Source organism: Mycobacterium sp. 1465703.0, from assembly GCF_001672975.1.
In the GTDB taxonomy this organism is placed as follows: domain Bacteria; phylum Actinomycetota; class Actinomycetes; order Mycobacteriales; family Mycobacteriaceae; genus Mycobacterium.
The window spans coordinates 1-21879 of the sequence record NZ_LZKU01000066.1; the positions used below are offsets into that span (position 1 = coordinate 1).

General features: G+C 66.4%; 23 protein-coding genes. 19 read left to right on the forward strand and 4 right to left on the reverse strand.

The window, feature by feature from the left end:
- The 10 genes from A5625_RS05825 to A5625_RS05870 form a co-directional block, all read left to right on the forward strand.
- Nucleotides 1–494, forward strand: a 494-nt coding sequence (locus tag A5625_RS05825; protein ID WP_197515989.1) for a DNA-3-methyladenine glycosylase 2 family protein, incomplete at its 5' end; no start/stop codon positions are given.
- Nucleotides 495–582: 88 nt separating this feature from the next.
- The gene (locus A5625_RS05830; RefSeq protein WP_066990053.1) at nucleotides 583–1131 is read left to right on the forward strand and encodes a Dps family protein; all 549 of its coding nucleotides are present in this window, start codon (nucleotides 583–585) and stop codon (nucleotides 1129–1131) included.
- Between the two features lie 145 nt (nucleotides 1132–1276).
- Nucleotides 1277–2269 carry a pirin family protein gene (locus tag A5625_RS05835; protein WP_066990056.1) on the forward strand — a complete coding sequence of 331 codons (993 nt, stop codon included), beginning with the start codon at nucleotides 1277–1279 and terminating at the stop codon, nucleotides 2267–2269.
- A 2-nt stretch (nucleotides 2270–2271) separates the two neighbouring features.
- The gene (locus A5625_RS05840; protein ID WP_066990060.1) at nucleotides 2272–2925 is read left to right on the forward strand and encodes a TetR/AcrR family transcriptional regulator; all 654 of its coding nucleotides are present in this window, start codon (nucleotides 2272–2274) and stop codon (nucleotides 2923–2925) included.
- A 55-nt stretch (nucleotides 2926–2980) separates the two neighbouring features.
- A complete protein-coding gene (locus A5625_RS05845; RefSeq protein WP_066990062.1) occupies nucleotides 2981–3922 on the forward strand; it encodes a class I SAM-dependent methyltransferase in 942 nt (313 codons plus the stop codon).
- Between the two features lie 27 nt (nucleotides 3923–3949).
- A complete protein-coding gene (locus A5625_RS05850) occupies nucleotides 3950–4891 on the forward strand; it encodes a class I SAM-dependent methyltransferase (RefSeq protein WP_066990065.1) in 942 nt (313 codons plus the stop codon).
- Nucleotides 4891–5817: a class I SAM-dependent methyltransferase gene (locus A5625_RS05855; protein WP_066990068.1), complete on the forward strand. Its 927-nt coding sequence runs from the start codon at nucleotides 4891–4893 to the stop codon at nucleotides 5815–5817. The genes A5625_RS05850 and A5625_RS05855 overlap by 1 nt, the downstream gene beginning before the upstream one ends.
- A 109-nt stretch (nucleotides 5818–5926) precedes the next feature.
- Nucleotides 5927–7495 carry an LCP family protein gene (locus tag A5625_RS05860; RefSeq protein ID WP_066990071.1) on the forward strand — a complete coding sequence of 523 codons (1569 nt, stop codon included), beginning with the start codon at nucleotides 5927–5929 and terminating at the stop codon, nucleotides 7493–7495.
- 157 nt (nucleotides 7496–7652) lie between these two features.
- A complete protein-coding gene (locus tag A5625_RS05865) occupies nucleotides 7653–9086 on the forward strand; it encodes an aldehyde dehydrogenase family protein (protein ID WP_066990075.1) in 1434 nt (477 codons plus the stop codon).
- 58 nt (nucleotides 9087–9144) lie between these two features.
- Entirely contained in the window at nucleotides 9145–10008 is an 864-nt protein-coding gene (locus tag A5625_RS05870) for an SDR family oxidoreductase (RefSeq protein WP_066990079.1), read from the forward strand.
- Between the two features lie 12 nt (nucleotides 10009–10020).
- Here the strand turns inward: A5625_RS05870 and A5625_RS05875 are convergent, their stop codons facing one another.
- Together A5625_RS05875 and A5625_RS05880 are read right to left on the reverse strand one after the other, a co-directional pair.
- Nucleotides 10021–10845 carry a tyrosine-protein phosphatase gene (locus A5625_RS05875; RefSeq protein WP_066990082.1) on the reverse strand — a complete coding sequence of 275 codons (825 nt, stop codon included), beginning with the start codon at nucleotides 10843–10845 and terminating at the stop codon, nucleotides 10021–10023.
- Complete coding sequence (locus A5625_RS05880; protein WP_066990177.1) at nucleotides 10838–12058, reverse strand: acyl-CoA dehydrogenase family protein; 1221 nt, start codon at nucleotides 12056–12058, stop codon at nucleotides 10838–10840. Before A5625_RS05880 ends, A5625_RS05875 begins: the two co-directional genes overlap by 8 nt.
- A gap of 115 nt (nucleotides 12059–12173) precedes the next feature.
- On the opposite strand from A5625_RS05880, the gene A5625_RS05885 reads away from it, so the two are divergent.
- The 4 genes from A5625_RS05885 to A5625_RS05900 all read left to right on the forward strand — a co-directional run bounded on the left by A5625_RS05885 (nucleotide 12174) and on the right by A5625_RS05900 (nucleotide 15705).
- Nucleotides 12174–12635 (forward strand): nuclear transport factor 2 family protein, encoded by a 462-nt coding sequence (locus A5625_RS05885; protein WP_066990180.1) that lies wholly within the window; start codon nucleotides 12174–12176, stop codon nucleotides 12633–12635.
- A 230-nt stretch (nucleotides 12636–12865) separates the two neighbouring features.
- Entirely contained in the window at nucleotides 12866–13954 is a 1089-nt protein-coding gene (locus A5625_RS05890; RefSeq protein WP_066990085.1) for a Re/Si-specific NAD(P)(+) transhydrogenase subunit alpha, read from the forward strand.
- Nucleotides 13955–14284: an NAD(P) transhydrogenase subunit alpha gene (locus A5625_RS05895; protein WP_064950966.1), complete on the forward strand. Its 330-nt coding sequence runs from the start codon at nucleotides 13955–13957 to the stop codon at nucleotides 14282–14284. It abuts the gene before it with no gap.
- Nucleotides 14281–15705 (forward strand): NAD(P)(+) transhydrogenase (Re/Si-specific) subunit beta, encoded by a 1425-nt coding sequence (locus tag A5625_RS05900; RefSeq protein ID WP_066990088.1) that lies wholly within the window; start codon nucleotides 14281–14283, stop codon nucleotides 15703–15705. Before A5625_RS05895 ends, A5625_RS05900 begins: the two co-directional genes overlap by 4 nt.
- 28 nt (nucleotides 15706–15733) lie before the next feature.
- Here A5625_RS05900 and A5625_RS28985 read toward each other — a convergent pair whose 3' ends face one another.
- Nucleotides 15734–15859, reverse strand: a complete 126-nt coding sequence (locus tag A5625_RS28985; protein WP_003874194.1) for a hypothetical protein — start codon at nucleotides 15857–15859, stop codon at nucleotides 15734–15736.
- Nucleotides 15860–16019: 160 nt separating this feature from the next.
- On the opposite strand from A5625_RS28985, the gene A5625_RS05905 reads away from it, so the two are divergent.
- The gene (locus tag A5625_RS05905; RefSeq protein WP_066990092.1) at nucleotides 16020–16655 is read left to right on the forward strand and encodes a TetR/AcrR family transcriptional regulator; all 636 of its coding nucleotides are present in this window, start codon (nucleotides 16020–16022) and stop codon (nucleotides 16653–16655) included.
- Here the strand turns inward: A5625_RS05905 and A5625_RS05910 are convergent.
- Complete coding sequence (locus tag A5625_RS05910; RefSeq protein ID WP_066990095.1) at nucleotides 16652–17551, reverse strand: alpha/beta hydrolase; 900 nt, start codon at nucleotides 17549–17551, stop codon at nucleotides 16652–16654. The genes A5625_RS05905 and A5625_RS05910 overlap by 4 nt on opposite strands.
- 102 nt (nucleotides 17552–17653) lie before the next feature.
- On the opposite strand from A5625_RS05910, the gene A5625_RS05915 reads away from it, so the two are divergent.
- The 4 genes from A5625_RS05915 (at nucleotide 17654) to A5625_RS05930 (ending at nucleotide 21807) form a co-directional block, all read left to right on the forward strand.
- Nucleotides 17654–18754: a diacylglycerol kinase gene (locus A5625_RS05915; RefSeq protein WP_066990098.1), complete on the forward strand. Its 1101-nt coding sequence runs from the start codon at nucleotides 17654–17656 to the stop codon at nucleotides 18752–18754.
- Nucleotides 18755–18770: 16 nt separating this feature from the next.
- Complete coding sequence (locus tag A5625_RS05920; protein WP_066990101.1) at nucleotides 18771–19511, forward strand: glucose 1-dehydrogenase; 741 nt, start codon at nucleotides 18771–18773, stop codon at nucleotides 19509–19511.
- Between the two features lie 290 nt (nucleotides 19512–19801).
- Nucleotides 19802–20407 carry a DNA-3-methyladenine glycosylase I gene (locus tag A5625_RS05925; RefSeq protein ID WP_066990183.1) on the forward strand — a complete coding sequence of 202 codons (606 nt, stop codon included), beginning with the start codon at nucleotides 19802–19804 and terminating at the stop codon, nucleotides 20405–20407.
- A 59-nt stretch (nucleotides 20408–20466) separates the two neighbouring features.
- On the forward strand, nucleotides 20467–21807 hold the full coding sequence (locus tag A5625_RS05930; RefSeq protein ID WP_066990103.1) for an FAD-binding oxidoreductase: 1341 nt from the start codon (nucleotides 20467–20469) through the stop codon (nucleotides 21805–21807).
- Nucleotides 21808–21879 lie beyond the last annotated feature (72 nt).

Here is a 21879-nt window from a genome sequence, read left to right on the forward strand (position 1 = left end):
TGCTGGTGACGAAGTACGGGACACCGGCACCGGGACCGGCACCGGATGGGATGCGGGTCATGCCGGCCGCGCAGGTCTGGCGCAACATCCCGTCGTGGGAGTTCCATCGCGCCAACGTCGACCCGAGACGGGCACAGGCGGTGGTGACCTGCGCGCGCCGGGCCTCCTCACTGGAGCGGCTGGTTTCATGGCCGGCTTCGCGGGCGCGTGAGGCGCTGATGTCCTTGCCCGGCGTGGGGGAGTGGACCGCCGCCGAGACGGCGCAACGAGCCTTCGGCGACGCCGACGCGGTGTCACTCGGCGACTACCACATTCCCAAGATGGTCGGCTGGACGTTGCTGGGTCGGCCCGTGGATGACGCGGGCATGCTCGAATTGCTCGAGCCGATGCGCCCGCACCGCCAGCGTGTGGTCCGGCTGCTCGAAGCCAGCGGACTTGCGTACGAGCCTCGCCGCGGACCCCGCCTTCCGGTACAGCAAATCCACTCGCTTTGATCCGCCGCGTTTTTCAGCTTGGTCATCGGGTACCCCACGAAGCAGTAACCGTGTGCGAACCCCATGGAAGGAAGCTAGGAAAAAAGCGATGACTCAGTTCACAATTCCGGGATTGACGGATAAGCAGGCGTCGCGGCTAACCGAGTTGCTGCAAAAGCAACTGAGCACCTACAACGATCTTCACCTGACGCTCAAGCACATTCACTGGAACGTGGTGGGCCCGAACTTCATTGGTGTGCACGAGATGATCGACCCGCAAGTCGACGCGGTTCGCGGATTTGCCGACGACGTGGCCGAACGCATTGCGGCCCTTGGTTCGTCGCCGCAGGGCACGCCAGGCGCCATCATCAAGGATCGCTCGTGGGATGACTACTCGGTTGGCCGGGACACGGTCCAGGCGCACCTGGCAGCGCTGGACCTTGTGTACACCGGCGTCATCGAGGACATCCGCCAATACATCGACGAAACAGATGAACTCGATCAGGTGACACAGGACATGTTGATCGGCCAGGCCGGGCAGCTGGAAAAGTTCCAGTGGTTCGTCCGGGCCCATCTGGAAAGCGCCGGCGGGAAACTGGCCCACTCGGGCAAGAGCACCGAAAAGAGTGCCGCCAAGACCGCACGCACCAATTCCTGAGGAACCAGGCTCCGTCCATTTGACGCATTCGCCCCCGCCGTCTTCGTGCCGGGGGCGAATGCGCTGCTGTCACACCGCGCCGGCGAGGGGGAATAACTGGACTTCAGTCCGGTTATATAGGCATTCGACCATATAAGGAGGTCAGATGCCTGCGGTTACCGCTAACACGCTGACGTTGCCGCGAGTCGGCAATCCCGGGCCAGCCGACACCGAGCGACCGGTCCGGTCAATCACCACCGGCCCTCGTGGCTACGAGGGCGAAGGTTTCCCCGTCGTGCGCGCCTTCGCGGGAGTCAGCACGGCCGCGCTGGATCCCTTCGTGCACATGGACCAGATGGGCGAGGTCGACTACCAGCCCGGAGAGCCGCGGGGCACCGACTGGCACCCGCATCGCGGCTTCGAAACCGTGACCTACATGCTGGACGGCAAGTTCGAACATCAAGACTCACATGGCGGTGGCGGCCTGATCACCGACGGCGCGACGCAATGGATGACTGCCGGTTCGGGCATTTTGCACATCGAGACGCCGCCGGCCGAACTGGTCGACAGCGGTGGACTCTTTCACGGCGTCCAGTTGTGGGTGAACCTGCCGAAGAAAGACAAGTTCGCACCCCCGCGCTATCAGGCCATCGCAGGCGGCGACGCCGCGTTACTGGCATCCGATGACGGCGGAGCGCTGATACGCATCATCGCCGGCGAGATCGACGGCCACCGGGGGCCCGGTGTCACCCACACCCCGATCACCCTCGCCCACGCGACGATCGAGAACGGGGCGCGGCTCAACATCCCCTGGCAGCGCGACTTCAACGCCCTGGTCTACGTGTTGTCCGGCAGTGGCTACATCGGGCCGGTCGCCCACCCGATCCACCAGGGACAGCTGGCCGTACTGGGGCCCGGCGATCGGATCACCGTGGGAGCCGGACGGTTGCACGATTCGGACCACACCCCGGTTCGCGAAGCCATTGATGTGCTGTTGCTGGGCGGCCGGCCGATTCGCGAACCGGTATTCCACTACGGGCCTTTCGTGATGAACAGCCGGGCGGAATTGATCGAGGCGCTAGAGGACTACCAAGCCGGAAAATTTGGCAGCATTCCGCCGAATGCGCTAATGCCGCACCACGGCGGTGGCACACTTTAGCAATGCTTCCACGGGGGAACCGCAGGCCGGGGCGTCCACCTGCGGCGAAGGCCGACGAGACACGGCAGAGGATCATCCAGGCTGCCCGTCTGGTCTTCAGCGAACGTGGCTACGACGGCGCGACGTTTCAGGCCATCGCGGCGCGCGCCGACCTGACCCGTCCTGCGATCAATCACTACTTCTCGAGCAAGCGGACGCTTTATCGGGAAGTTCTGGCCGACACCAACGAAACCGTCATCGGGGCCGGTATCAAACAGGCAGAACGCGAGACCACCCTGGCGGGGCAGTTGACGGCATTCATCTCCGAAGCCACGAAAGCCAATTCCAAGAACCCCGCCGGATCCGCTTTTTTAATCAGCGGCGTGCTCGAATCGCAGCGCCATCCGGATTTGGCCGGAACCGAAAACGATTCCATACGGCTCAGTCGGGATTTTCTGCTGCGCATCATCAACGCCGCGATTGAGCGCGGTGAAATCATCGCCGGGTTCGAGGCGTCGGCATTAGCCGAATCGCTGCTCGTGTTGGTCTGCGGGGTGGGGCTCTATGCGGGCTACGTCCAGAGCCCGGAGGGCCTGTTAGCGCTCGTCGGAGTGATGCGCCAACTTCTGGAAGGAGCGCTCCAACAGCCCGAGATCCAGGACAAACAGCGGCAGTGAAGTTGCACACAAAGCGTATAGGCTAACTAACTTATCCCGGTACCATGGACGGGATATGACTGATCTGGATGCCTCGTTACCGCCTTCCGTACGGTCTGCCGGCGACAGCTGGACCATCACTGAACTTGTCGGCGCCACCGCGCTGGGCGTCGCCGCGTCGCGTGCGGCGGAAACCGCCGGGCCCGATCCGCTGATCCGTGACGACTTCGCGCGGTTGCTGGTGTCCTCGGCCGGTCCGGCGTGGGCACGACTGGCCGACCCGGAACTCGGCTGGCTGGACGGCGATCAGCACGGACAGCGCGCGCACCGATGCGGCATCGACTACCAGGCCGTGCGCACACATTTTTTCGACGAGTATTTCGCGGACGCCGTCGGCGCCGGGATTCGCCAGGTGGTGATTTTGGCCGCCGGGCTCGACTCCCGGGCTTACCGGTTGGCCTGGCCGGCCGGCACCACGGTCTACGAGATCGATCAGCCTCAAGTGCTCGAGTACAAGACCGGACTCCTGCAGCAGCACGGGGCCGTGCCGTCGGCGATCCGGCACCCCGTCCCGGTGGACCTGCGCGACGACTGGCCCGCAACCCTGACCGCCGCCGGATTCAACCGCGCCCAACCCACCGCCTGGCTGGCCGAAGGACTGCTCCCGTACCTGCCCAGTGACGCCCAGGACCGGCTTTTCGAGATGTTCACCGCGCTCAGCGCGCCCGACAGCCAGGTCGCGATCGAGATGTTCGGCATGAACTCCCGGAGCAATTCGCAGCGCTGGTTGCGGATGCGGGAACGGCTCGGCCTGGATGTCAACGTCCAGGCGCTGACCTACCACGAGCCGGATCGTTCGGATGCCGCGGCGTGGCTGGCCGACCACGGCTGGCAGGTGCGCAGCGTGAGCAACCGCGACGAGATGGCCCGGTTGGGCCGTCCGGTACCCGACGATCTGTCCGACGAGGCGGTCCGCAGCACACTGTTGCGGGCGCGTCTGGGCCAGCCCACTGCCTGACCAAGGATCGAGCCGAGGAGCATTGCCATGAGTTCACTGCGCACCCACGATGACACCTGGGACATCAAGAGCAGCGTCGGCACCACCGCGGTGATGGTGGCCGCTGCCCGCGCCGTCGAGACCGAGCGGCCCGACCCGCTGATCCGCGACCCGTACGCCCGGCTGCTGGTGAGCAACGCCGGCGCCGGCGTCTTGTGGGAGGCCATGCTCGACCCGGAGGTCGCGGCCAAGGTCGAAGCCCTCGACGAAGATTCCGCGGCGCACCTGCACCACATGCGCGGCTACCAAGCGGTGCGGACGCACTTCTTCGATACCTTTTTCACCGACGCCGTCGCCGCCGGTATCCGCCAGATCGTGATCCTGGCGTCCGGTTTGGATTCGCGCGCGTACCGGCTGGACTGGCCGGCTGGCACCACCGTCTACGAAATCGACCAGCCTGAGGTGCTGGCCTACAAATCGACCACGTTGGCGGAAAACGGCGTGAAACCTACGGCCGATCGCCGCGAGGTGGCAATCGACCTGCGCCAGGACTGGCCGGCCGCGCTGCGTGCCGCCGGCTTCGACCCGACACAGCGCACCGCCTGGCTGGCCGAGGGCTTGCTGATGTACCTGCCGGCCGAGGCTCAGGACCGGCTGTTCACCTTGATCGGCGAGCTGAGTCCGGCCGGAAGCCGGGTCTCGGCGGAGACCGCACCCAACCACGCCGACGAGCGGCGCCAGCAGATGCGGGAACGGTTCAAGAAGGTGGCCGACGAGATCGGCATGGAGCAGACCGTCGACGTTGGTGAGCTGATGTATCGCGACGACCATCGCGCCGACGTCACCGAGTGGCTCAACCAGCACGGTTGGCGTGCCACGGCCGAGCACTCGACGGCCGCGATGCGCCGGCTGGGACGCTGGATCGAGAACGTCCCGCTGGCCGACGACAAGGACGCATTCTCCGACTTCGTCGTCGCCGAGCGGTTGTAATGGCACGCACCGCGGACGACTCCTGGGATATCGCCACCAGCGTCGGGGCGACCGCGGTGATGGTCGCGCTGGCCCGAGCCGCCGAGACGGCCAGCGCCGATCCGCTCATCCGGGATCAGTTCGCCGAGCCGCTGGTTTCCACGCCCGAACTCGAAGGAGTTCGCGAGCAGGTGGCCGCGTGGTGGGCCGGCGAGCCGGACGACGACCCCGAGGATGGCGCCCCCGACGCCCGCCACATGATCAATTACCAGGCGGTGCGTACCCACTTCTTCGATGCGTACTTCACCGGCGCCGCGGACGCGGGTGTGCGCCAGGTCGTGATCGTGGCCGCCGGCCTGGATTCACGCGCCTACCGGCTGGACTGGCCGGCCGGCACCGTCGTATACGAGATCGATCTGCCGAAGGTGCTCGAGTACAAGGGCGAGACGCTCGCCGGCCACGGCGCCACACCCACCGCTGACCGCCGCCCGGTGCCCATCGATCTGCGCGATGACTGGCCGCAGGCGTTGCGCGCCGCCGGCTTTGACACCGGACGGCCGACGGCGTGGCTCGCCGAAGGACTACTGCCGTTCCTGCCGGCGTCGGCGCAGGAAGCTTTGTTCGTCTCGATCGACGAGCTGAGCGGGCCGGGCAGCCGGGTGGCCGTCGAGAACTTCGGGATTGACGCGGAACAGCGCCGCGAGGCCGAGCAGAAATGGCAGCAACGGCGGGCCAAGCGCGAAGCGCGCGGGCTGGACACCTCGTTCAACCCGTTTGACCTCTGGTTCGAAGACGAAGGCCGCCCCGACTGTGCCGAGTGGTTCAACGCGCATGGCTGGACCACGACCACGGTGAGTGCGCGGGATGAGGGGCTACGAGTGGGCCGTGCCCTGGAACCGGATGCCCGGCCGTTCACCAACAGCTTCGTGACGGCAACCAAGCCCTGAGCACTCCCGGCCCACGTCGCCCAGTGTCCTAACCCGGCACGTTGCGCGCTGGCTCGCGGTTGCGGTTACCGGGAATTCGCCAGGTCATCGGGGACAATGTGCACTCATTATGGGCAGCGGTGGAGCCGATCGATCGCACCGCTGGGTGCTGTTGAAAGGACGGGCGGTCGCCAGCATCGCTTCGGCGTTCGTCATGGCCATCACTGGTGTCGGCTGGACGGGTTACCACACCGCCCTGGGCAGGATCATCATCTCCCACGCGCTACCGAATGCGGCGACGACGCTAGACGGCAATCAGAACATCCTGCTGATGGGACTGGACAGCCGGTTGGATCAAAACGGTCAGCCGCTACCGCAGGAGATGTATGAGGCGTTGCACGCCGGTGACGAAAGTTCGGGCGGCTACAACGCCAATGTGCTTATCGTCGTGCATATTTCGGACGGTGACGGGCCGCTTACCGCGATCTCGATTCCGCGGGACGACTACGCGGAATTGCCGGGCTGCCCGGGATCGGTCTGTGCGGGAAAGATCAAGGAGGCGTACGGGCTGGCCTATCAGCAGTCGCTGAATTCGCAGGCAGCGGGAAATTCGGTCGGGGCGGGCGCCACCAACTTGGCGGCTCGCGAGCAGACCGCCCGCGAGGCCGGCCGCAAGGCCGAAATCGATGCCGTGAAGGACTTTCTGGGTATCTCGATCGACCACTTCGTCGAGGTCACGCTGGGCGCGTTCTACCAAATCGCCAAGGCCGTCGAGCCGATCACGGTGTGTCTGGCCGCCGATACCCGGGACAGCTATTCGGGTGCGGACTTCCACCAGGGGGTGCAGCGCATCGACGCCGCGGACGCGATGGCCTTCGTGCGGCAGCGGCGCGATGAAAACGATGGATCCTTCACCGATTTCGACCGCACCAGGCGACAGCAGGCCTTCCTGGTGTCCCTGGTCAACGCGGCGCGCAGCGGCGGGGTGGTGTCCAGCGTGAGCGGGCTGCGCAAACTGCTGCAGGTCGCCCGCGACAACGTCGCCGTCGACGACGGGCTGGACATCATGGAATTCGCCTCGCGGGCTTCGCAATTGAGCGAGCGGCGGCTGTCGCTCTACACGTTGCCGATCGCCGGCTTCGGCAAAGACGCCAACGGATCCGACATCAACCAGGTCGATCTCCCGACCATCCGGCGCATCGTCAACGAGCGCTTCATGTCGGACACCCCGGCCGCGGTCGGGGCCGCAGCACCGACCACCGAGTCACCGCCGCCTCCGCTGACCGAACCGGTGATCCTCGACGTCGTCAACGCCACCTCACGTGACGGACTCGCCGCCGCCCTCGAGGAAGCCTTCGCCGGCCGCGGCTTCACCCGCGGCAGCGCCACCACCGCGGCGGTCTCCGCCGACGACAGCAGCATCGAATACGGCCAAGGGGCCGAGCAGGGCGCGCAGTTCCTGTCCGACCAACTGCACGTGCCGGCGACGGCGAACAGCACGCTGGCGTCCGGCACGGTGCGGCTGACCGTGGGAACGCGGTTTCCCGCGGCGGACTACCTCGCCCATCCCGGCGCCACGACCGATCCGTCTGGGTCCGGCGAGGTGAATGCGGTGGCCGCCACCGGCACCGGAGATCGCGCTCCGGCGCCAACCGACCTCAGCCAGATGACGGCGGGCAACGTTCCCTGCGTCAAGTAACCGCGCAGGCGTGCCCGGGTCCGGGACGCCGCGACTCGTCGGGGGACGGCGCTGAGCCGGATCCTTTCGACTGCTCTCCCAACCGGATGGTTAGTATCGCGGTTATCACCGATGAGCCGCCGCCCGCCACGCAGCGGGACTCTGCTCGGGAAGGACAATGATGACCACCGAATCGGTTGCATCGAAGACATCGCTTTCCAAGGACCCCAAGAACGGGACCGCAACGGCCGACATCCCTGCCACCGTCGCCCGGCTGCGTCAGACCTTCGCCACCGGACGCACCCGCGACATCGAATGGCGCAAGCGGCAACTGCTGCAACTGCAGAAGCTGATGGAAGAGAACGAGGCCGCGATTGCCGCAGCTCTCGCCGAAGACCTGGACCGCAGCCCGTTTGAGGCCTATATCGCCGACATCGCCACCACCGCCGGCGAAGCCAAGTACGCCGCCAAGCGGGTGCGCAGGTGGACGCGTCGCAAGTATCAACTGCTGGAGATGCCGCAGCTGCCCGGCCGCGGCTGGATCCAGTACGAGCCCTACGGCACCGTGCTGATCATCGGCGCGTGGAACTACCCCTTCTACCTCACGCTGGGCCCCGCGGTCGGAGCGCTCGCCGCCGGAAACGCCGTCATCCTCAAACCATCCGAGATCGCCGCGGCGTCCGCTCACTTGATGGCCGAGCTGGTTCCGAAATACCTCGACAACGACGCCGTCGCGGTGATCGAGGGCGACGGCGCGACGAGCCAGGAGCTCATCGCGCAGGGCCTGGACCGCGTGCTGTTCACCGGCGGCACCGAGATCGGCCGCAAGGTCTACGAGGGCGCGGCGCCGCACCTGACTCCCTGCACGCTGGAACTCGGCGGCAAGAGCCCGGTCATCGTCGCGGCCGACGCCGACGTGGAGGTGGCGGCCAAGCGGATCGCGTGGATGAAACTGCTCAACGCCGGCCAGACTTGCGTCGCACCCGATTATGTGTTGGCCGACGCCACGATTCGCGATGAACTCGTCGACAAGATCGGTGCCGCCATCACGAAGTTCACCGCCGACAAGCCGGACGGCATGCGGGTGGTCAACCAGCGCCAGTTCGACCGGATCAGCGGTTACCTGTCCGGCGCCGACGGCAAGGTCACCGTCGGCGGGGCGTTCGACGCGTCGAACTTGCGCATCCAGCCCGCCGTCGTGGTGGACCCGGACCCGAACGGGCCGCTGATGCAAAACGAGATCTTCGGTCCCGTCCTTCCGGTGATCACCGTCCAAAACCTGGACGAGGCAATAAGTTTCGTGAATTCACGGCCCAAGCCGCTGTCGGCCTACCTGTTCACCAAGCGCCGTGAGACCCGGGAGCGGGTGATCAGGGAGGTGCCGGCCGGCGGCATGCTGGTCAACCACATCGCCTTCCAGGTGTCCACGGCCAAGCTGCCGTTCGGTGGCGTGGGCGCTTCGGGAATGGGTGCCTATCACGGCAAGTGGGGCTTCGACGAGTTCAGTCACCGCAAGTCGGTCTTGACCAAACCCACTCGGCCCGACCTGTCGAGCTTCATCTACCCTCCGTACACCGAGCGGGCCTTCAAGATGGCCCGCCGGATGTTCTGACCCCTGGTTTCGCCGAAACCGTTGCCAGACCGAGTTTTTCACAGCAGAGAGGAACCCAATGCCCGGAGTGCAGGATCGCGTCATCATCGTCACCGGAGCCGGTGGAGGACTGGGCCGTGAGTACGCCTTGACCCTCGCCAAAGAGGGCGCCAGCGTCGTCGTCAACGACCTCGGAGGTTCCCGCGACGGCACCGGCGCCGGCCACAACATGGCCGATCAGGTGGTCAAGGAGATCAAAGACGCCGGCGGACAAGCCGTCGCCAACTACGACAGCGTTGCCGAGCCGCAGGGCGGCGAGAACATCATCAAGACCGCACTGGACGAATTCGGCGCCGTGCATGGCGTGGTCAGCAACGCCGGCATCCTGCGCGACGGCACCTTCCACAAGATGTCGTTCGAGAACTGGGACGCGGTGCTCAAGGTGCACCTGTACGGCGGCTACAACGTCATCCGTGCCGCATGGCCGCACTTCCGTGAGCAGAGCTTCGGCCGGGTCGTCGTCGCCACCTCGACCAGCGGGCTGTTCGGTAACTTCGGCCAAACGAACTACGGCGCAGCGAAACTCGGCCTGGTCGGGTTGATCAACAGCCTGGCGCTGGAGGGCGCGAAGTACAACATCCACGCCAACGCGGTCGCGCCGATCGCAGCGACCCGGATGACTGAAGACATCCTGCCCAAGGAAGTGCTGGAGAAGCTGACTCCCGAGTACGTCGCTCCGGTGGTGGCCTACCTGTGCACCGAGGAAAACCCGAACAGCGCTTCGGTTTTCGTGGTCGGTGGCGGCAAGGTGCAGCGCGTCGCGTTGTTCCAGAACAAGGGCGTCAACTACGACAAGCCGCCGACGGTGGAGGACATCGCCGCGCAGTGGGGCGAGATCACCGACCTGTCCGCGGCAAAGCAGGCCGATTTCAAGCTGGGCTGAGGTCCCGGCAGATTACGCGAGCAGCTCGTTGCGCAGGCGGTTCACATCCGCCTGCGTGACGCCTGCATCGCGCAGGTAGCCGTCCAGCGATCCGAATTGCTCGTCGATCGCCTGGCGCGCGGCCGAAAGGTACTCCGGGCGCACGCCGAGCACACCGTCGGCCAGCCGGGCTTTGGTGAAAGTAACGACCTCGGGGGTCAAGTCGACGTCGGAGCGCTGCTGGATCATCTCGTAGATGTGGTCGCGTAGCTGCGGTACGGCGGCATTGCTACGCAGGTAGTCGGCGACGATGGTGTCCCGGTCGACGCCGATCGTCTCCAGCACCGTGGCGATCACGAAGCCGGTGCGGTCCTTGCCGGCGAAACAGTGCGTGAGCACTGGGCGCCCGGCCGCCAGTAACGAAAAGACTTGCTGCACAGCGTGTTGGGCGCCGTTGCGGGTGGGGAACTGCCGGTATTCGTCGGTCATGTGCCGGACGGCGGCCTCGTTGACTTCTTCGTCGGACTGGTCGGGATCACCCTCGAACAACCGCCGAAAGGCGGTCTCGTGCGGAGCGTCGTCGTCGATCGGCGCTTCGTCGCCCAGGTCGGGGAAGGGCAGCAGATGGATGTCGACGCCCTCGGGCACCGCTCCCGGGCCGCGGCGGGCGACCTCCCTTGCCGCGCGTAGGTCGGCTACATCGGTAATCCTTAACGCGCGCAACGTATCCCGGCCCTGGTCGTCCAGCCGGCTCAACTCGCCAGATCGGAACAGCCGTCCGGGCCGCAGGCCGGGCGTACCGTCGGCGACATCGCGAAAGTTCCACGCGCCGGACAGTTCTCGCAGGGCCTCAGTCATGTGCGGTGACCGCCGCGGCGAGCGCAGATTTCTCTTTGCCGAGCTCGGCGCGCGCGATGGTCCGCATGTGCACCTCGTCGGGCCCGTCGAACAGCCGCATGGCTCGGTGCCAGGCGTATAACCGGGCCAGCGCCGTGTCCTCGCTGACGCCGGCCGCCCCGTGCACCTGGATGGCGCGGTCGATGACGTTGCACGCCACCTGCGGGGCGACCGCCTTGATCTGTGAGACCAGCGTGTGGGCGGCCTTGTTGCCGTGTTGGTCGATGGTCCATGCGGCCTTCTCGCAGAGCAGCCGGGCCTGATCGATCTCGTTGCGGGACTTGGCAATCTGCTCGCGCACCACGCCCTGTTCGGCCAGCGGGCGGCCGAACGCCACCCGCTTGGAGGCCCGGTCCACCATCAGTGCCAGCGCCCGTTCGGATCCGCCGAGCGCTCGCATGCAGTGGTGGATCCGGCCCGGGCCCAGCCGTGCCTGGGCGATCGCGAAGCCCCCGCCCTCCTCGCCGAGCAGGTTGGTGACGGGCACCCGGACGTTGTCGTAGATGATCTCGCAGTGTCCGGGCTGGTCCTGGAAGCCGAACACCGACGTCGAGCGGACCACCGTCACGCCCGGCGTATCGATGGGTACCAGCACCATCGACTGCTGCTGGTGGCTGGCCGCCTCGGGGTTGGTGCGGCCCATCACGATCAGGATCTTGCAGCGCGGGTCCGCCGCTCCGGAGGTCCACCATTTGCGGCCATTGATCACGTAGTCGCCGCCGTCGCGGACGATGGAGGTCTCGATGTTGCGGGCGTCGCTGCTGGCGACCGCGGGCTCGGTCATCGAGAAGCCGCTGCGGATCTCGCCGGCCAGCAACGGTTCCAGCCATTGCTTGCGCTGTTCCTCGGTGGCGAACAGATGCAGCGTCTCCATGTTGCCGGTATCGGGTGCCGCGCAGTTGAGCGCCTCGGGGGCGATCTCCAGGCTCCAGCCGGTGATCTCGGCCAGCGGCGCGTATTCCAAGTTGGTCAGGCCCGACTCTGCCGGCAGGAAGAGGTTCCACAGGCCCTGCGCCCGGGCCTTGACTTTGAGCTCCTCGACGATGGGCGGGACCGTGTGGTCGTGCGGGCCGGCTTCGTCGCGATATTTGTCGTATTCGGCCTCGGCCGGGAAGACGTACTCGGTCATGAAGTCGGACAGTCGCTTGTGGTAATCGCTGGCTTTGGCCGACATCGCGAAGTCCATGCCCGTCACGATAGGACACCTGTCGAGTGGCTGCGTTTCCGGTCGTCAGCGCGACGCTTACGCCGCGGTGAAAACGCGCCGGCGGGAGCGCACGATAGACGGCATGAGTGAATCCCGCCCCCCGTTGCCTCCGTTCACCCACGAAACCGCGATGCAGAAGGTGCAGGCGGCCGAGGACGCCTGGAACAGCTGCGATCCGCAGCGCGTCAGCCTTGCTTACACAGTCGATTCGCACTGGCGAAATCGAGATGAACATGTCGTCGGCCGCAACGAGATCGTCGCGTTTCTGACCCGCAAATGGGAGCGCGAACTCGACTACTCGCTGCGCAAGAGCCTGTGGAGTTTCACCGGCAACCGCATCGCGGTGCGATTCCAGTACGAGTGCCACGACCAATCCGGCCAGTGGTATCGCAGCTACGGCAACGAACTGTGGGAGTTCACCGAGTCGGGGCTGATGGCGCGCCGCGAAGCCAGCATCAACGACGTGCCGATCGACGAAGCGCAGCGGCGCTACTTCGGGCCCCGCCCGGAGTCCGAACACGGGCAGGAGATCCCGCTCTGGTAGGCGCAGGGAACAACGCCCTCTTGTGGCGTCACAACGGCGCGGGCGCTACTGCAGCGCCCCGGGGCAGCGAACCATCGACCGGGAGTCGACCACCGACGGTCGGGTATCCCGCCGTGGGCGATAACACGTCCATGGCGAAAGCTGGTTAAGGTAGCGAAGCGCGCGGTCGAGCCAGCGCCACGCCGATCGGCAGACAGTACGGAAAAGTACGGAAAGTAGATGTACGCGCCATGACAAATGCGCAGACGACGGTAGGAGTGGTCGCCGAATCCGGCGCCGACGAGCGGCGAGTCGCGCTGGTGCCGAAGGCGGTGGCGTCGCTGGTCGGCAGCGGCGTTGCGGTGGTGGTCGAGTCCGGTGCGGGCGAGCGCGCCCTGCTGCCCGATGCGCTCTACACCGACGCCGGCGCCACCATCGGGGACGCGTGGGCGGCCGATGTGGTGGTCAAGGTGGCGCCGCCAACCCAGGACGAGGTCGCCAAGCTGCACAGCGGCCAGACGCTGATCGGCTTCCTGGCTCCGCGCAACGCCGACAACTCGATCGGTGCGCTGAAGCAGGCCGGGGTGCAGGCGTTCGCGCTGGAAGCCATCCCGCGGATCTCCCGCGCGCAGGCGATGGATGCGCTGTCGTCGCAGGGCAACGTGGCCGGTTACAAGGCCGTGCTGCTGGCGGCTTCGGAGTCCACCCGGTTCTTCCCGATGCTGACCACAGCGGCCGGGACGGTGAAGCCGGCCACCGTGCTGGTGCTCGGCGTGGGCGTGGCCGGGCTGCAGGCACTGGCGACGGCCAAGCGGCTGGGCGCCCGCACCACCGGCTACGACGTCCGCCCCGAGGTGGCCGACCAGGTGCGCTCGGTGGGTGCGCAGTGGCTGGACATCGGCATCGACGCCTCCGGTGAGGGCGGCTACGCCCGCGAGCTCACCGACGAGGAACGCGCCCAACAGCAGAAGGCCTTGGAAGACGCGATCGCCGGATTCGACGTGGTGATCACCACCGCACTGGTACCGGGCCGCCCGGCGCCGCGCCTGGTCACCGCGGCGGCGGTGGAAGCCATGAAGCCAGGCAGCGTGGTGGTGGACCTGGCCGGCGAGACCGGCGGCAACTGCGAGCTCACCGAGCCCGGGCAGGTCGTCGTCAAGCACGACGTCACCATCGCCTCGCCGCTGAACCTGCCGGCGACCATGCCCGAGCACGCCAGCGAGCTCTACAGCAAGAACATCACCGCGCTGCTGGACTTGCTGCTCACCGACGGCAAGCTGGCGCCGGACTTCGACGACGAGGTCATCGCGGATTCATGCGTGACCCGTGGGGAGGGCTAGATGTACGACGAGCTATTGGCCAACCTGGCGATCCTGGTGCTGTCCGGATTCGTCGGGTTCGCGGTCATTTCGAAGGTGCCCAACACGCTGCACACGCCGCTGATGTCGGGCACCAACGCCATCCACGGCATCGTGGTGCTGGGTGCACTGGTGGTGTTCGGCTCGGTAGAGCATCCCTCGCTGGCGGTGCAGATCATTCTGTTCGTCGCGGTGGTGTTCGGAACCCTGAACGTCATTGGCGGGTTCATCGTCACCGACCGGATGTTGGGCATGTTCAAGGGCAAGAAGAAACCCGTGCCCGCGAAAAGTGAGGAGCCGGCGGCCAAATGAATTACTTGGTAATCGGCCTCTACATCATTTCCTTCGCCCTCTTCATCTATGGCTTGATGGGCCTGACCGGGCCCAAGACGGCGGTCCGGGGCAACCTGATCGCCGCGGTCGGAATGGCGCTGGCGGTGACGGCGACCTTGATCAAGATCCGCCACACCGACCAATGGGTGCTGATCATCGCCGGCCTGGTGGTGGGCGTGGTGCTCGGCGTGCCGCCGGCCCGTTACACCAAAATGACCGCCATGCCGCAGCTGGTGGCCTTCTTCAACGGCGTCGGCGGTGGCACGGTCGCGCTGATCGCGTTGTCGGAATTCATTGAGACCAAGGGCTTCTCGGCCTTCCAGCACGGCGAATCGCCGACCGTGCACATCGTGGTGGCCTCGCTGTTCGCCGCGATCATCGGCTCGATCTCGTTCTGGGGATCGATCATCGCGTTCGGCAAGCTGCAGGAGATCATCTCCGGATCGCCGATCGGATTCGGCAGGGCGCAGCAACCGATCAACCTGCTGCTGCTGGCCGCCGCCGTGGCCGCCGCGGTGGTGATCGGCCTGCACGCCCATCCCGGCAGCGGTGGTGCGCCGCTGTGGTGGATGATCGGGCTGCTCGCCGCCGCGGGTGTGCTGGGCCTGATGGTGGTGCTGCCCATCGGCGGCGCCGACATGCCGGTGGTCATCTCACTGCTCAACGCCATGACCGGGCTCTCGGCCGCGGCCGCGGGGTTGGCACTGAACAACACCGCGATGATCGTGGCCGGCATGATCGTCGGCGCGTCCGGCTCGATCCTGACCAACCTGATGGCCAAGGCGATGAACCGCTCGATTCCGGCGATCGTCGCCGGCGGCTTCGGCGGTGGCGGGGTCGCACCAAGCGGCGGCGACGCGGGCGACAAGACCGTCAAGGCCACCTCGGCCGCGGATGCTGCGATCCAGATGGCCTACGCCAACCAGGTGATCGTGGTGCCGGGCTACGGCCTGGCCGTCGCGCAGGCCCAGCACGCCGTCAAGGACATGGCGGCCCTGCTGGAGGACAAGGGCGTGGAGGTCAAGTACGCGATCCACCCGGTGGCAGGACGGATGCCCGGGCACATGAACGTGTTGCTGGCCGAGGCCGAGGTCGACTACGACGCCATGAAGGACATGGACGATATCAACGACGAGTTCTCGCGCACCGATGTCGCGATCGTCATCGGCGCCAACGACGTCACCAACCCGGCGGCCCGCAATGACGCCTCCAGCCCGATTTACGGCATGCCGATCCTCAATGTGGACAAGGCTAAGTCGGTGATTGTGCTCAAGCGGTCGATGAACTCGGGGTTCGCCGGCATCGACAACCCGCTGTTCTATGGCGAGGGCACCAGCATGCTGTTCGGTGACGCAAAGAAATCGGTGACCGAGGTCGCTGAGGAGCTCAAGGCGCTGTAACGCGCAAAGGCGCTGTGCGCTGGGAGTTTTAGACGGGCGGGTAGGCCGGCGGCGGGTATCCGTTTCCGTCGGTGACCCCACGCAAGCCCCAGGTCAGGTACCGCATGAAGAACTCGATCTCGTCGCTTCCGTCGTAATCCGGACTCGGATCCATCGGCCCCACCTCTCGACTCATCTCGTTCGATGAGGAGTCTAGTCCCATCCGCGTGAGCGGGACACCCGGCGTTTTGCATAAACTGTCCAACCAGTTGATTGATAGATATTCTGGGCCGAACGCGGGCCTGGCCTGCCCGTACCGACGATAGTGAGAACAGATGCCCACCGACAGCATCACCCCGAATGGGCTGACCCGCCGCGAAGAGCTGCTGGCGGTCGCCACCAAGCTGTTTGCGGCGCGCGGCTATCACGGCACCCGGATGGACGATGTGGCCGACGTGATCGGCCTGAACAAGGCGACTGTCTACCACTACTACGCAAGCAAGTCGCTGATCCTGTTCGACATTTACCGCCAGGCCGCCGAGGGCACGCTGGCCGCGGTGCACGACGACCCGTCCTGGACGGCGCGCGAGGCGCTCTACCAATACACGGTCCGGTTGCTGACCGGCATCGCCAGCGATCCGGAGCGGGCCGCGGTGTACTTCCAAGAGGCGCCCTACATCACCGAATGGTTCACCGAAGAACAGGTGGCCGAGGTCCGCGAGAAGGAAGCTCAGGTGTACCACCACGTGCACGGGCTGATCGACCGCGGGATTGCCAGCGGCGAGTTCTACGATTGCGATTCGCATGTGCTGGCGCTGGGCTACATCGGCATGACGCTGGGTAGCTATCGCTGGCTGCGGCCCAGCGGACGGCGATCGGCCAAGGAGATTGCCGCTGAGTTCAGCACGGCTCTGCTGCGCGGGCTGATCCGCGACGAAGCCATCCGCACTACGTCGCCGCTGGGACCTTAGCCGGGCGCACCTTTCAGGTGCTTGTCGAGGAACGCGAGCTGGTCGGCGACCACCCGGTCGAACGCATCGTCGACGTAGATGGCGAAATGGCCTTCGGGGTAGAGCTTGATTTCGCCGCGGGGCGCTTTGGCGGCGTGGCGCAGCGTCGCCGCCGCGGGAGCCACCGAGTCCGCTTCGCACACGCAGAACAGGATCGGGCAGGGGATGTTCGGTGTGTAGCGCCCGGGGCGATAGGTGAAGATCTGCAACGCGATTCGGGCGGCGACCTCATTGGGTAGTTCGACCTCGTCGGGCACCAGCCGCAGATAGCCCGGATACGCGTCGGGGGTGGTCATCAACGCGAGCTCGCCGGGCTTGCCGACCGGCGCCACCATCACCGGCGGCTTGCCCAGCCGGCTTGCCAGGATGTCGCGTACCGCCCGCACGCCGATGCGCGCGCTGATCAACGGGTTGGTGATGGTGCGCACCGAGGCCAGGCCGTCGGTGAAGGGGCATTGGGCGACGGCCGCGGCGATGCCCGGAAGCCGCGCCGCCGTAGTGATCACGTGACCGCCGGCAAAGGAGGTGCCCCACAACCCGATCCGGTCGGGATCGATCCCCGGGAGGGTGTGGGCGTAGGCGACGGCCGCCGCCCAGTCGGCGAGTTGCATGCCGACGTCGAGGACCTGACGCGGCCGGCCTTCGCTGTCGCCGAAGTTGCGGTAGTCGAACACCAGGCAGGCGTAGCCGGCCGCGCTGAAGCGCTCGGCGTAGGCGTCCAGTCGCATGGTGCGCACCCCGGCCAGGCCGTGCGCCATCACCAGCAGCGGCGTGGGTCCGCTGCCCGCCGGACGGTAAAGCCAGGCGCTGATCAGGTCGTCGCCGGAGCGGAATTGGACATCTTCGCGCTGCGTCATCGGTGTTCCATTCTGCGTGGCCGGTTTATTCCGGCACTGTAGGCGGCCCGGAAGTTATGGACTAGTGTCTAGAAAAGTTTTTGAGCGCTCAAGGAGACTCTGATGGCGATCCGCGTCGCGCATGTCGGAACCGGAAATGTCGGAGGGCTGGCCCTCGCCGAACTCATCACGAATCCGCAGTACGAACTGACCGGGGTGTGTGTCTCCACGCTCGAGAAGGTGGGCAAGGACGCAGGTGAGCTGTGCGGCGTCGGCCTGGAGCCCGGTGTGGTCACCGGCGTCAATGCTGTCCATGACCTGGACAGCATCATCGCCGCCAAGCCCGAGTGCGTGGTGTACTGCGCGATGGGGGATACCCGGCTGCCCGAGGCGATGGCCGACGTCATGCGGATTCTGGCCGCCGGCATCAATGTCGTCGGTTCGTCGCCGGGGCTGCTGCAATTCCCGTGGGGCGTGATGCCGGACAAGTACATCGCCCGCGTGGAAGACGCTGCCAAGCAAGGCAATTCGAGCATCTTCATCAGTGGAGTCGATCCCGGCTTCGCGAACGACCTGATTCCGTTCGCGCTCGCCGGGACGTGTCAGCGCATCGAGCAGGTGCGCTGCATGGAGATTCACGACTACGCCAGTTACGACGGCGCGGAAGTCATGAACTACATGGGATTCGCCCGCCCGATGGACGAAATCCCGATGCTGCTGCAGCCGGGCATCCTCAGCATCGCCTGGGGTACGGCCATCCGCCAGCTCGCGGCCGGTCTGGGCATCGAGGTCGACGAGATCAGCGAGTCCTATCAGCGCGAGCCGGCGCCCGAGGATTTCGACATCGCGGTCGGCCACGTGGCCAAGGGCACCGTGGCGGTGCTGCAGTTCGAGATTCGCGGCATGGTCAAGGGCCACCCCGCCATCGTCATCGAACACGTCACCCGACTGCGCCCGGACCTGCGCCCCGACTTGCCCCGGCCGGCGTCCGGCGACGGCTCGTACCGCGTCGAGATCACCGGTGAGCCCTCCTACGCCGTCGACATCATCCCGAGCAGCCGCAGGGGCGACCACAACCATGCGGCGATCGCGGGTGCTGCGGGCCGCGTCGTCAACGCCATTCCCGCGGTGATCGCGGCGCCTCCGGGCATCCGGTCCACGCTTGATTTGCCGCTGGTTACGGGCAAAGGCCTTTACGCACCAAGCACTTTGGTGACCACCTAAATCGGAAGGAGACCCAGTGGGTCGGGTAGACGGCAAGGTAGCGCTGATCAGTGGCGCCGCCGGCGGTATGGGCGCCGAAGATGCGCGCCTGCTGGTCGAGGAAGGCGCCAAGGTCGTCATCGGCGACATTCTGGACGACCAGGGCAAGGCGTTGGCCGACGAGATCGGCGACTCCGCACGCTACGTGCACCTCGACGTCACCCAACCCGATCAATGGGACGCCGCCGTGGCCACCGCGGTCGGCGAATTCGGGAAGCTCAACGTGTTGGTCAACAACGCCGGAACTGTCGCGCTCGGCCCGCTGAAGAGCTTCGATCTGGCCAAGTGGCAGAAGGTGATTGACGTCAACCTGACCGGTACGTTCCTGGGCATGCGGGCGTCCGTCGAGCCGATGATCGCGGCGGGTGGCGGCTCGATCATCAACGTGTCCTCCATCGAGGGGCTGCGCGGCGCGCCCATGGTGCACCCCTACGTCGCGTCCAAGTGGGGCGTGCGGGGGCTGGCGAAGTCGGCGGCATTGGAGCTGGCGCCGCACAACATCCGGGTGAACTCGGTGCACCCGGGGTTCATCCGCACCCCGATGACCGCCCACCTGCCCTCGGACATGGTGACGATCCCGCTCGGGCGTCCGGGCGAGGTCCGGGAAGTCGCGACGTTCGTGCTTTTCCTGGCCAGCGACGAGTCGTCCTACTCCACCGGCAGTGAGTTCATCATGGACGGCGGGCTGATCACCGACGTGAATCACAAGGACTTCTAGGGGCGTCGCGCTGTAGGCGGGCTGTTTGGCGCGCGGGAGGGAATGCTGCTGTTGCCCGCCTCTGAGCGACAACCGATCACACGCGGGAGCGGTCGGGGGCAACCAAAGCGACCGGCAGCGACCGGCAGCGACCGGCAGGGACTAGCAGCACCACCGGTTGTCGCTCAGAGGCGGGCAATGATGCACATGCCCCATGTGTCGCGGCAGTGGAAGATGGGCGACCATTCCATTGTGGACGGCGGAGAACCGGGATTCGCCGAAGGGCCGGAGGGATCAGCGCGGTGAAGGCCATGGCGGGTGTCGACGTGCCGTCACACCTGCCGACCGTGGTGTGCGGTGCCGACGGCGTCGTGCGGTGTCGCTGGGCCAGCGAGACCGGCCGCGATCTGATCGCCTATCACGACGACGAGTGGGGTAGGCCGACTCGCGACGAGGCCGAGCTGTTCGAGGCGCTGGTGTTGACCTACTTCGAGAACGGCCTGTCCTGGGTGACTGTCTTCGACAAGCGAGACAACTTGCGCGCCGCGTTTCACGGATTCGACCCGGCGGCGGTGGCCGCGATGACCACCGGAGATGTCGAGCGATTGATGGCCGATACCTCCATCATTCGTAATCGGCGAAAGATCGAAGCCACGGTGCACAACGCTCGTCTGCTGTCCGACCATTCATTGGCGCAGCTGGCATGGCAGCACCGACCCCGCCGTCACCACTGCCTGCGCAGCTGGGCCGATGGCCGGATGACCAGCCCGGAGTCGGACCTGCTCTCAATGGCATTGCGGGAGGCGGGGTTTCGGCATGTCGGACCGATTGTCGCCCACTCGTTCATGCAGACCGTCGGGATCGAGAACGGCCATTTCGAAGGATGCTTTCGCGCACCGCCGGCGCCCGCCTCCTGAGCCTGTGCAAAACACGGCCGGTGTGATTGCCGCGTGCCCGCGGTGCTATAACCGCGAGCATGCTGCGCAGTCTGGCTGATCTGGTCGGCTCGAATCACGTCGTCACCGATCCCGACGTGCTGGCGGCGCGCAGCGTCGACCACACCGGACGCTATCGCGGGAAGGCCAGCGCGCTGGTCCGCCCTGGCACAGCCGAGCAGGTCGCGGAGGTGCTGCGGGTGTGCCGCGACGCCGGCGCGCACGTGACGGTGCAAGGCGGCCGCACCTCGCTGGTAGCCGGCACCGTTCCCGAGCACGACGACGTGTTGTTGTCCACCGAGCGACTGCACGCCGTCGGTGACGTCGACACCGTCGAACGCCGCATCGAGGTCGGGGCCGGCGCCACTCTGGCCGCGGTGCAACGGGCGGCGGCCGCGGCCGGCCTGGTGTTCGGTGTGGATCTGGCCGCCCGCGACACCGCGACCGTCGGCGGCATGGCCTCGACCAACGCCGGCGGCCTGCGCACCGTCCGCTACGGCAACATGGGTGAGCAGGTGCTCGGCGTGCAGGTGGCGCTGCCCGACGGCACGCTGCTGCGCCGGTACAGCAGGGTGCGCCGGGACAACACCGGCTACGACCTGCCGGCGCTGTTCGTGGGCGCCGAAGGCACGCTGGGCATCATCACCGAGTTGGACCTGAGGCTGCACGCCACCCCGTCGCACCGGGTGACGGCGATCTGCGGGTTCGCCGATCTCGACACACTGGTGGCAGCCGGCCGGGTGTTCCGCGACGTGGACGGCATAGCGGCCCTGGAATTGATCGACGGCCGGGCCGCCGCGTTGACCGGAGAGCACCTCGGGGTCGGTTCACCAGTCGAGGGCGACTGGCTCCTGCTGGTGGAACTGGCTGCCGATCACGACCAGACCGAGCGACTCGCCGAGCTGATCGATAGCGTGCCGATTTGTGGTGAACCCGCGGTCGGCGTGGATCTTGTTGCGCAGCAACGGTTATGGCAGATCCGCGAATCACTTTCCGAGGTGCTCGGCGTGTACGGGCCGCCGCTGAAGTTCGATGTCTCGTTGCCGCTGTCATCGATCAGCGAATTCGAAAGCCACGCAGTCGAATTGGTGCACACACATGCTCCCGATGCGCTGCCGGTGTTGTTCGGCCACATCGGCGAGGGCAACCTGCACCTCAACGTCTTGCGCTGCCCGGCCGACCGCGAGCAGGCGCTGTACGAGCCGATGATGGACCTCATTGCGAGGTGCGGGGGCAACGTCAGCTCCGAACACGGCGTCGGCAGCCGCAAACGGCCGTATCTGGGGATGACACGAGAGGCCGCCGACATCGCCGCGATGCGCACGGTCAAAGCCGCTTTGGACCCGACCGGCTACCTCAACGCCGCGGTGCTTTTCGATTAGGCGAGCATGAAAGCGGACCAAGGCACACCGTGCCTGCCCGTCGACGCACTTGGGCCGCTGGCAGACCTTCAT

What these genes read in the sequence shown, in the direction of transcription:
- A5625_RS05875 (WP_066990082.1), bottom strand. Translation starts at nt 10,845, where the DNA reads ATGACTGAGGCCCTGCGAGAACTGTCCGGCGCGTGGAACTTTCGCGAT.
- A5625_RS05850 (WP_066990065.1), top strand. Translation starts at nt 3,950, where the DNA reads ATGAGTTCACTGCGCACCCACGATGACACCTGGGACATCAAGAGCAGC.
- A5625_RS05930 (WP_066990103.1), top strand. Translation starts at nt 20,467, where the DNA reads ATGCTGCGCAGTCTGGCTGATCTGGTCGGCTCGAATCACGTCGTCACC.
- A5625_RS05915 (WP_066990098.1), top strand. Translation starts at nt 17,654, where the DNA reads ATGGCGATCCGCGTCGCGCATGTCGGAACCGGAAATGTCGGAGGGCTG.
- A5625_RS05925 (WP_066990183.1), top strand. Translation starts at nt 19,802, where the DNA reads ATGGCGGGTGTCGACGTGCCGTCACACCTGCCGACCGTGGTGTGCGGT.
- A5625_RS05845 (WP_066990062.1), top strand. Translation starts at nt 2,981, where the DNA reads ATGACTGATCTGGATGCCTCGTTACCGCCTTCCGTACGGTCTGCCGGC.
- A5625_RS05900 (WP_066990088.1), top strand. Translation starts at nt 14,281, where the DNA reads ATGAATTACTTGGTAATCGGCCTCTACATCATTTCCTTCGCCCTCTTC.
- A5625_RS28985 (WP_003874194.1), bottom strand. Translation starts at nt 15,859, where the DNA reads ATGGATCCGAGTCCGGATTACGACGGAAGCGACGAGATCGAGTTCTTC.
- A5625_RS05890 (WP_066990085.1), top strand. Translation starts at nt 12,866, where the DNA reads ATGACAAATGCGCAGACGACGGTAGGAGTGGTCGCCGAATCCGGCGCC.
- A5625_RS05870 (WP_066990079.1), top strand. Translation starts at nt 9,145, where the DNA reads ATGCCCGGAGTGCAGGATCGCGTCATCATCGTCACCGGAGCCGGTGGA.
- A5625_RS05830 (WP_066990053.1), top strand. Translation starts at nt 583, where the DNA reads ATGACTCAGTTCACAATTCCGGGATTGACGGATAAGCAGGCGTCGCGG.
- A5625_RS05865 (WP_066990075.1), top strand. Translation starts at nt 7,653, where the DNA reads ATGATGACCACCGAATCGGTTGCATCGAAGACATCGCTTTCCAAGGAC.
- A5625_RS05855 (WP_066990068.1), top strand. Translation starts at nt 4,891, where the DNA reads ATGGCACGCACCGCGGACGACTCCTGGGATATCGCCACCAGCGTCGGG.
- A5625_RS05910 (WP_066990095.1), bottom strand. Translation starts at nt 17,551, where the DNA reads ATGACGCAGCGCGAAGATGTCCAATTCCGCTCCGGCGACGACCTGATC.
- A5625_RS05860 (WP_066990071.1), top strand. Translation starts at nt 5,927, where the DNA reads ATGGGCAGCGGTGGAGCCGATCGATCGCACCGCTGGGTGCTGTTGAAA.
- A5625_RS05885 (WP_066990180.1), top strand. Translation starts at nt 12,174, where the DNA reads ATGAGTGAATCCCGCCCCCCGTTGCCTCCGTTCACCCACGAAACCGCG.
- A5625_RS05880 (WP_066990177.1), bottom strand. Translation starts at nt 12,058, where the DNA reads ATGTCGGCCAAAGCCAGCGATTACCACAAGCGACTGTCCGACTTCATG.
- A5625_RS05905 (WP_066990092.1), top strand. Translation starts at nt 16,020, where the DNA reads ATGCCCACCGACAGCATCACCCCGAATGGGCTGACCCGCCGCGAAGAG.
- A5625_RS05895 (WP_064950966.1), top strand. Translation starts at nt 13,955, where the DNA reads ATGTACGACGAGCTATTGGCCAACCTGGCGATCCTGGTGCTGTCCGGA.
- A5625_RS05835 (WP_066990056.1), top strand. Translation starts at nt 1,277, where the DNA reads ATGCCTGCGGTTACCGCTAACACGCTGACGTTGCCGCGAGTCGGCAAT.
- A5625_RS05840 (WP_066990060.1), top strand. Translation starts at nt 2,272, where the DNA reads ATGCTTCCACGGGGGAACCGCAGGCCGGGGCGTCCACCTGCGGCGAAG.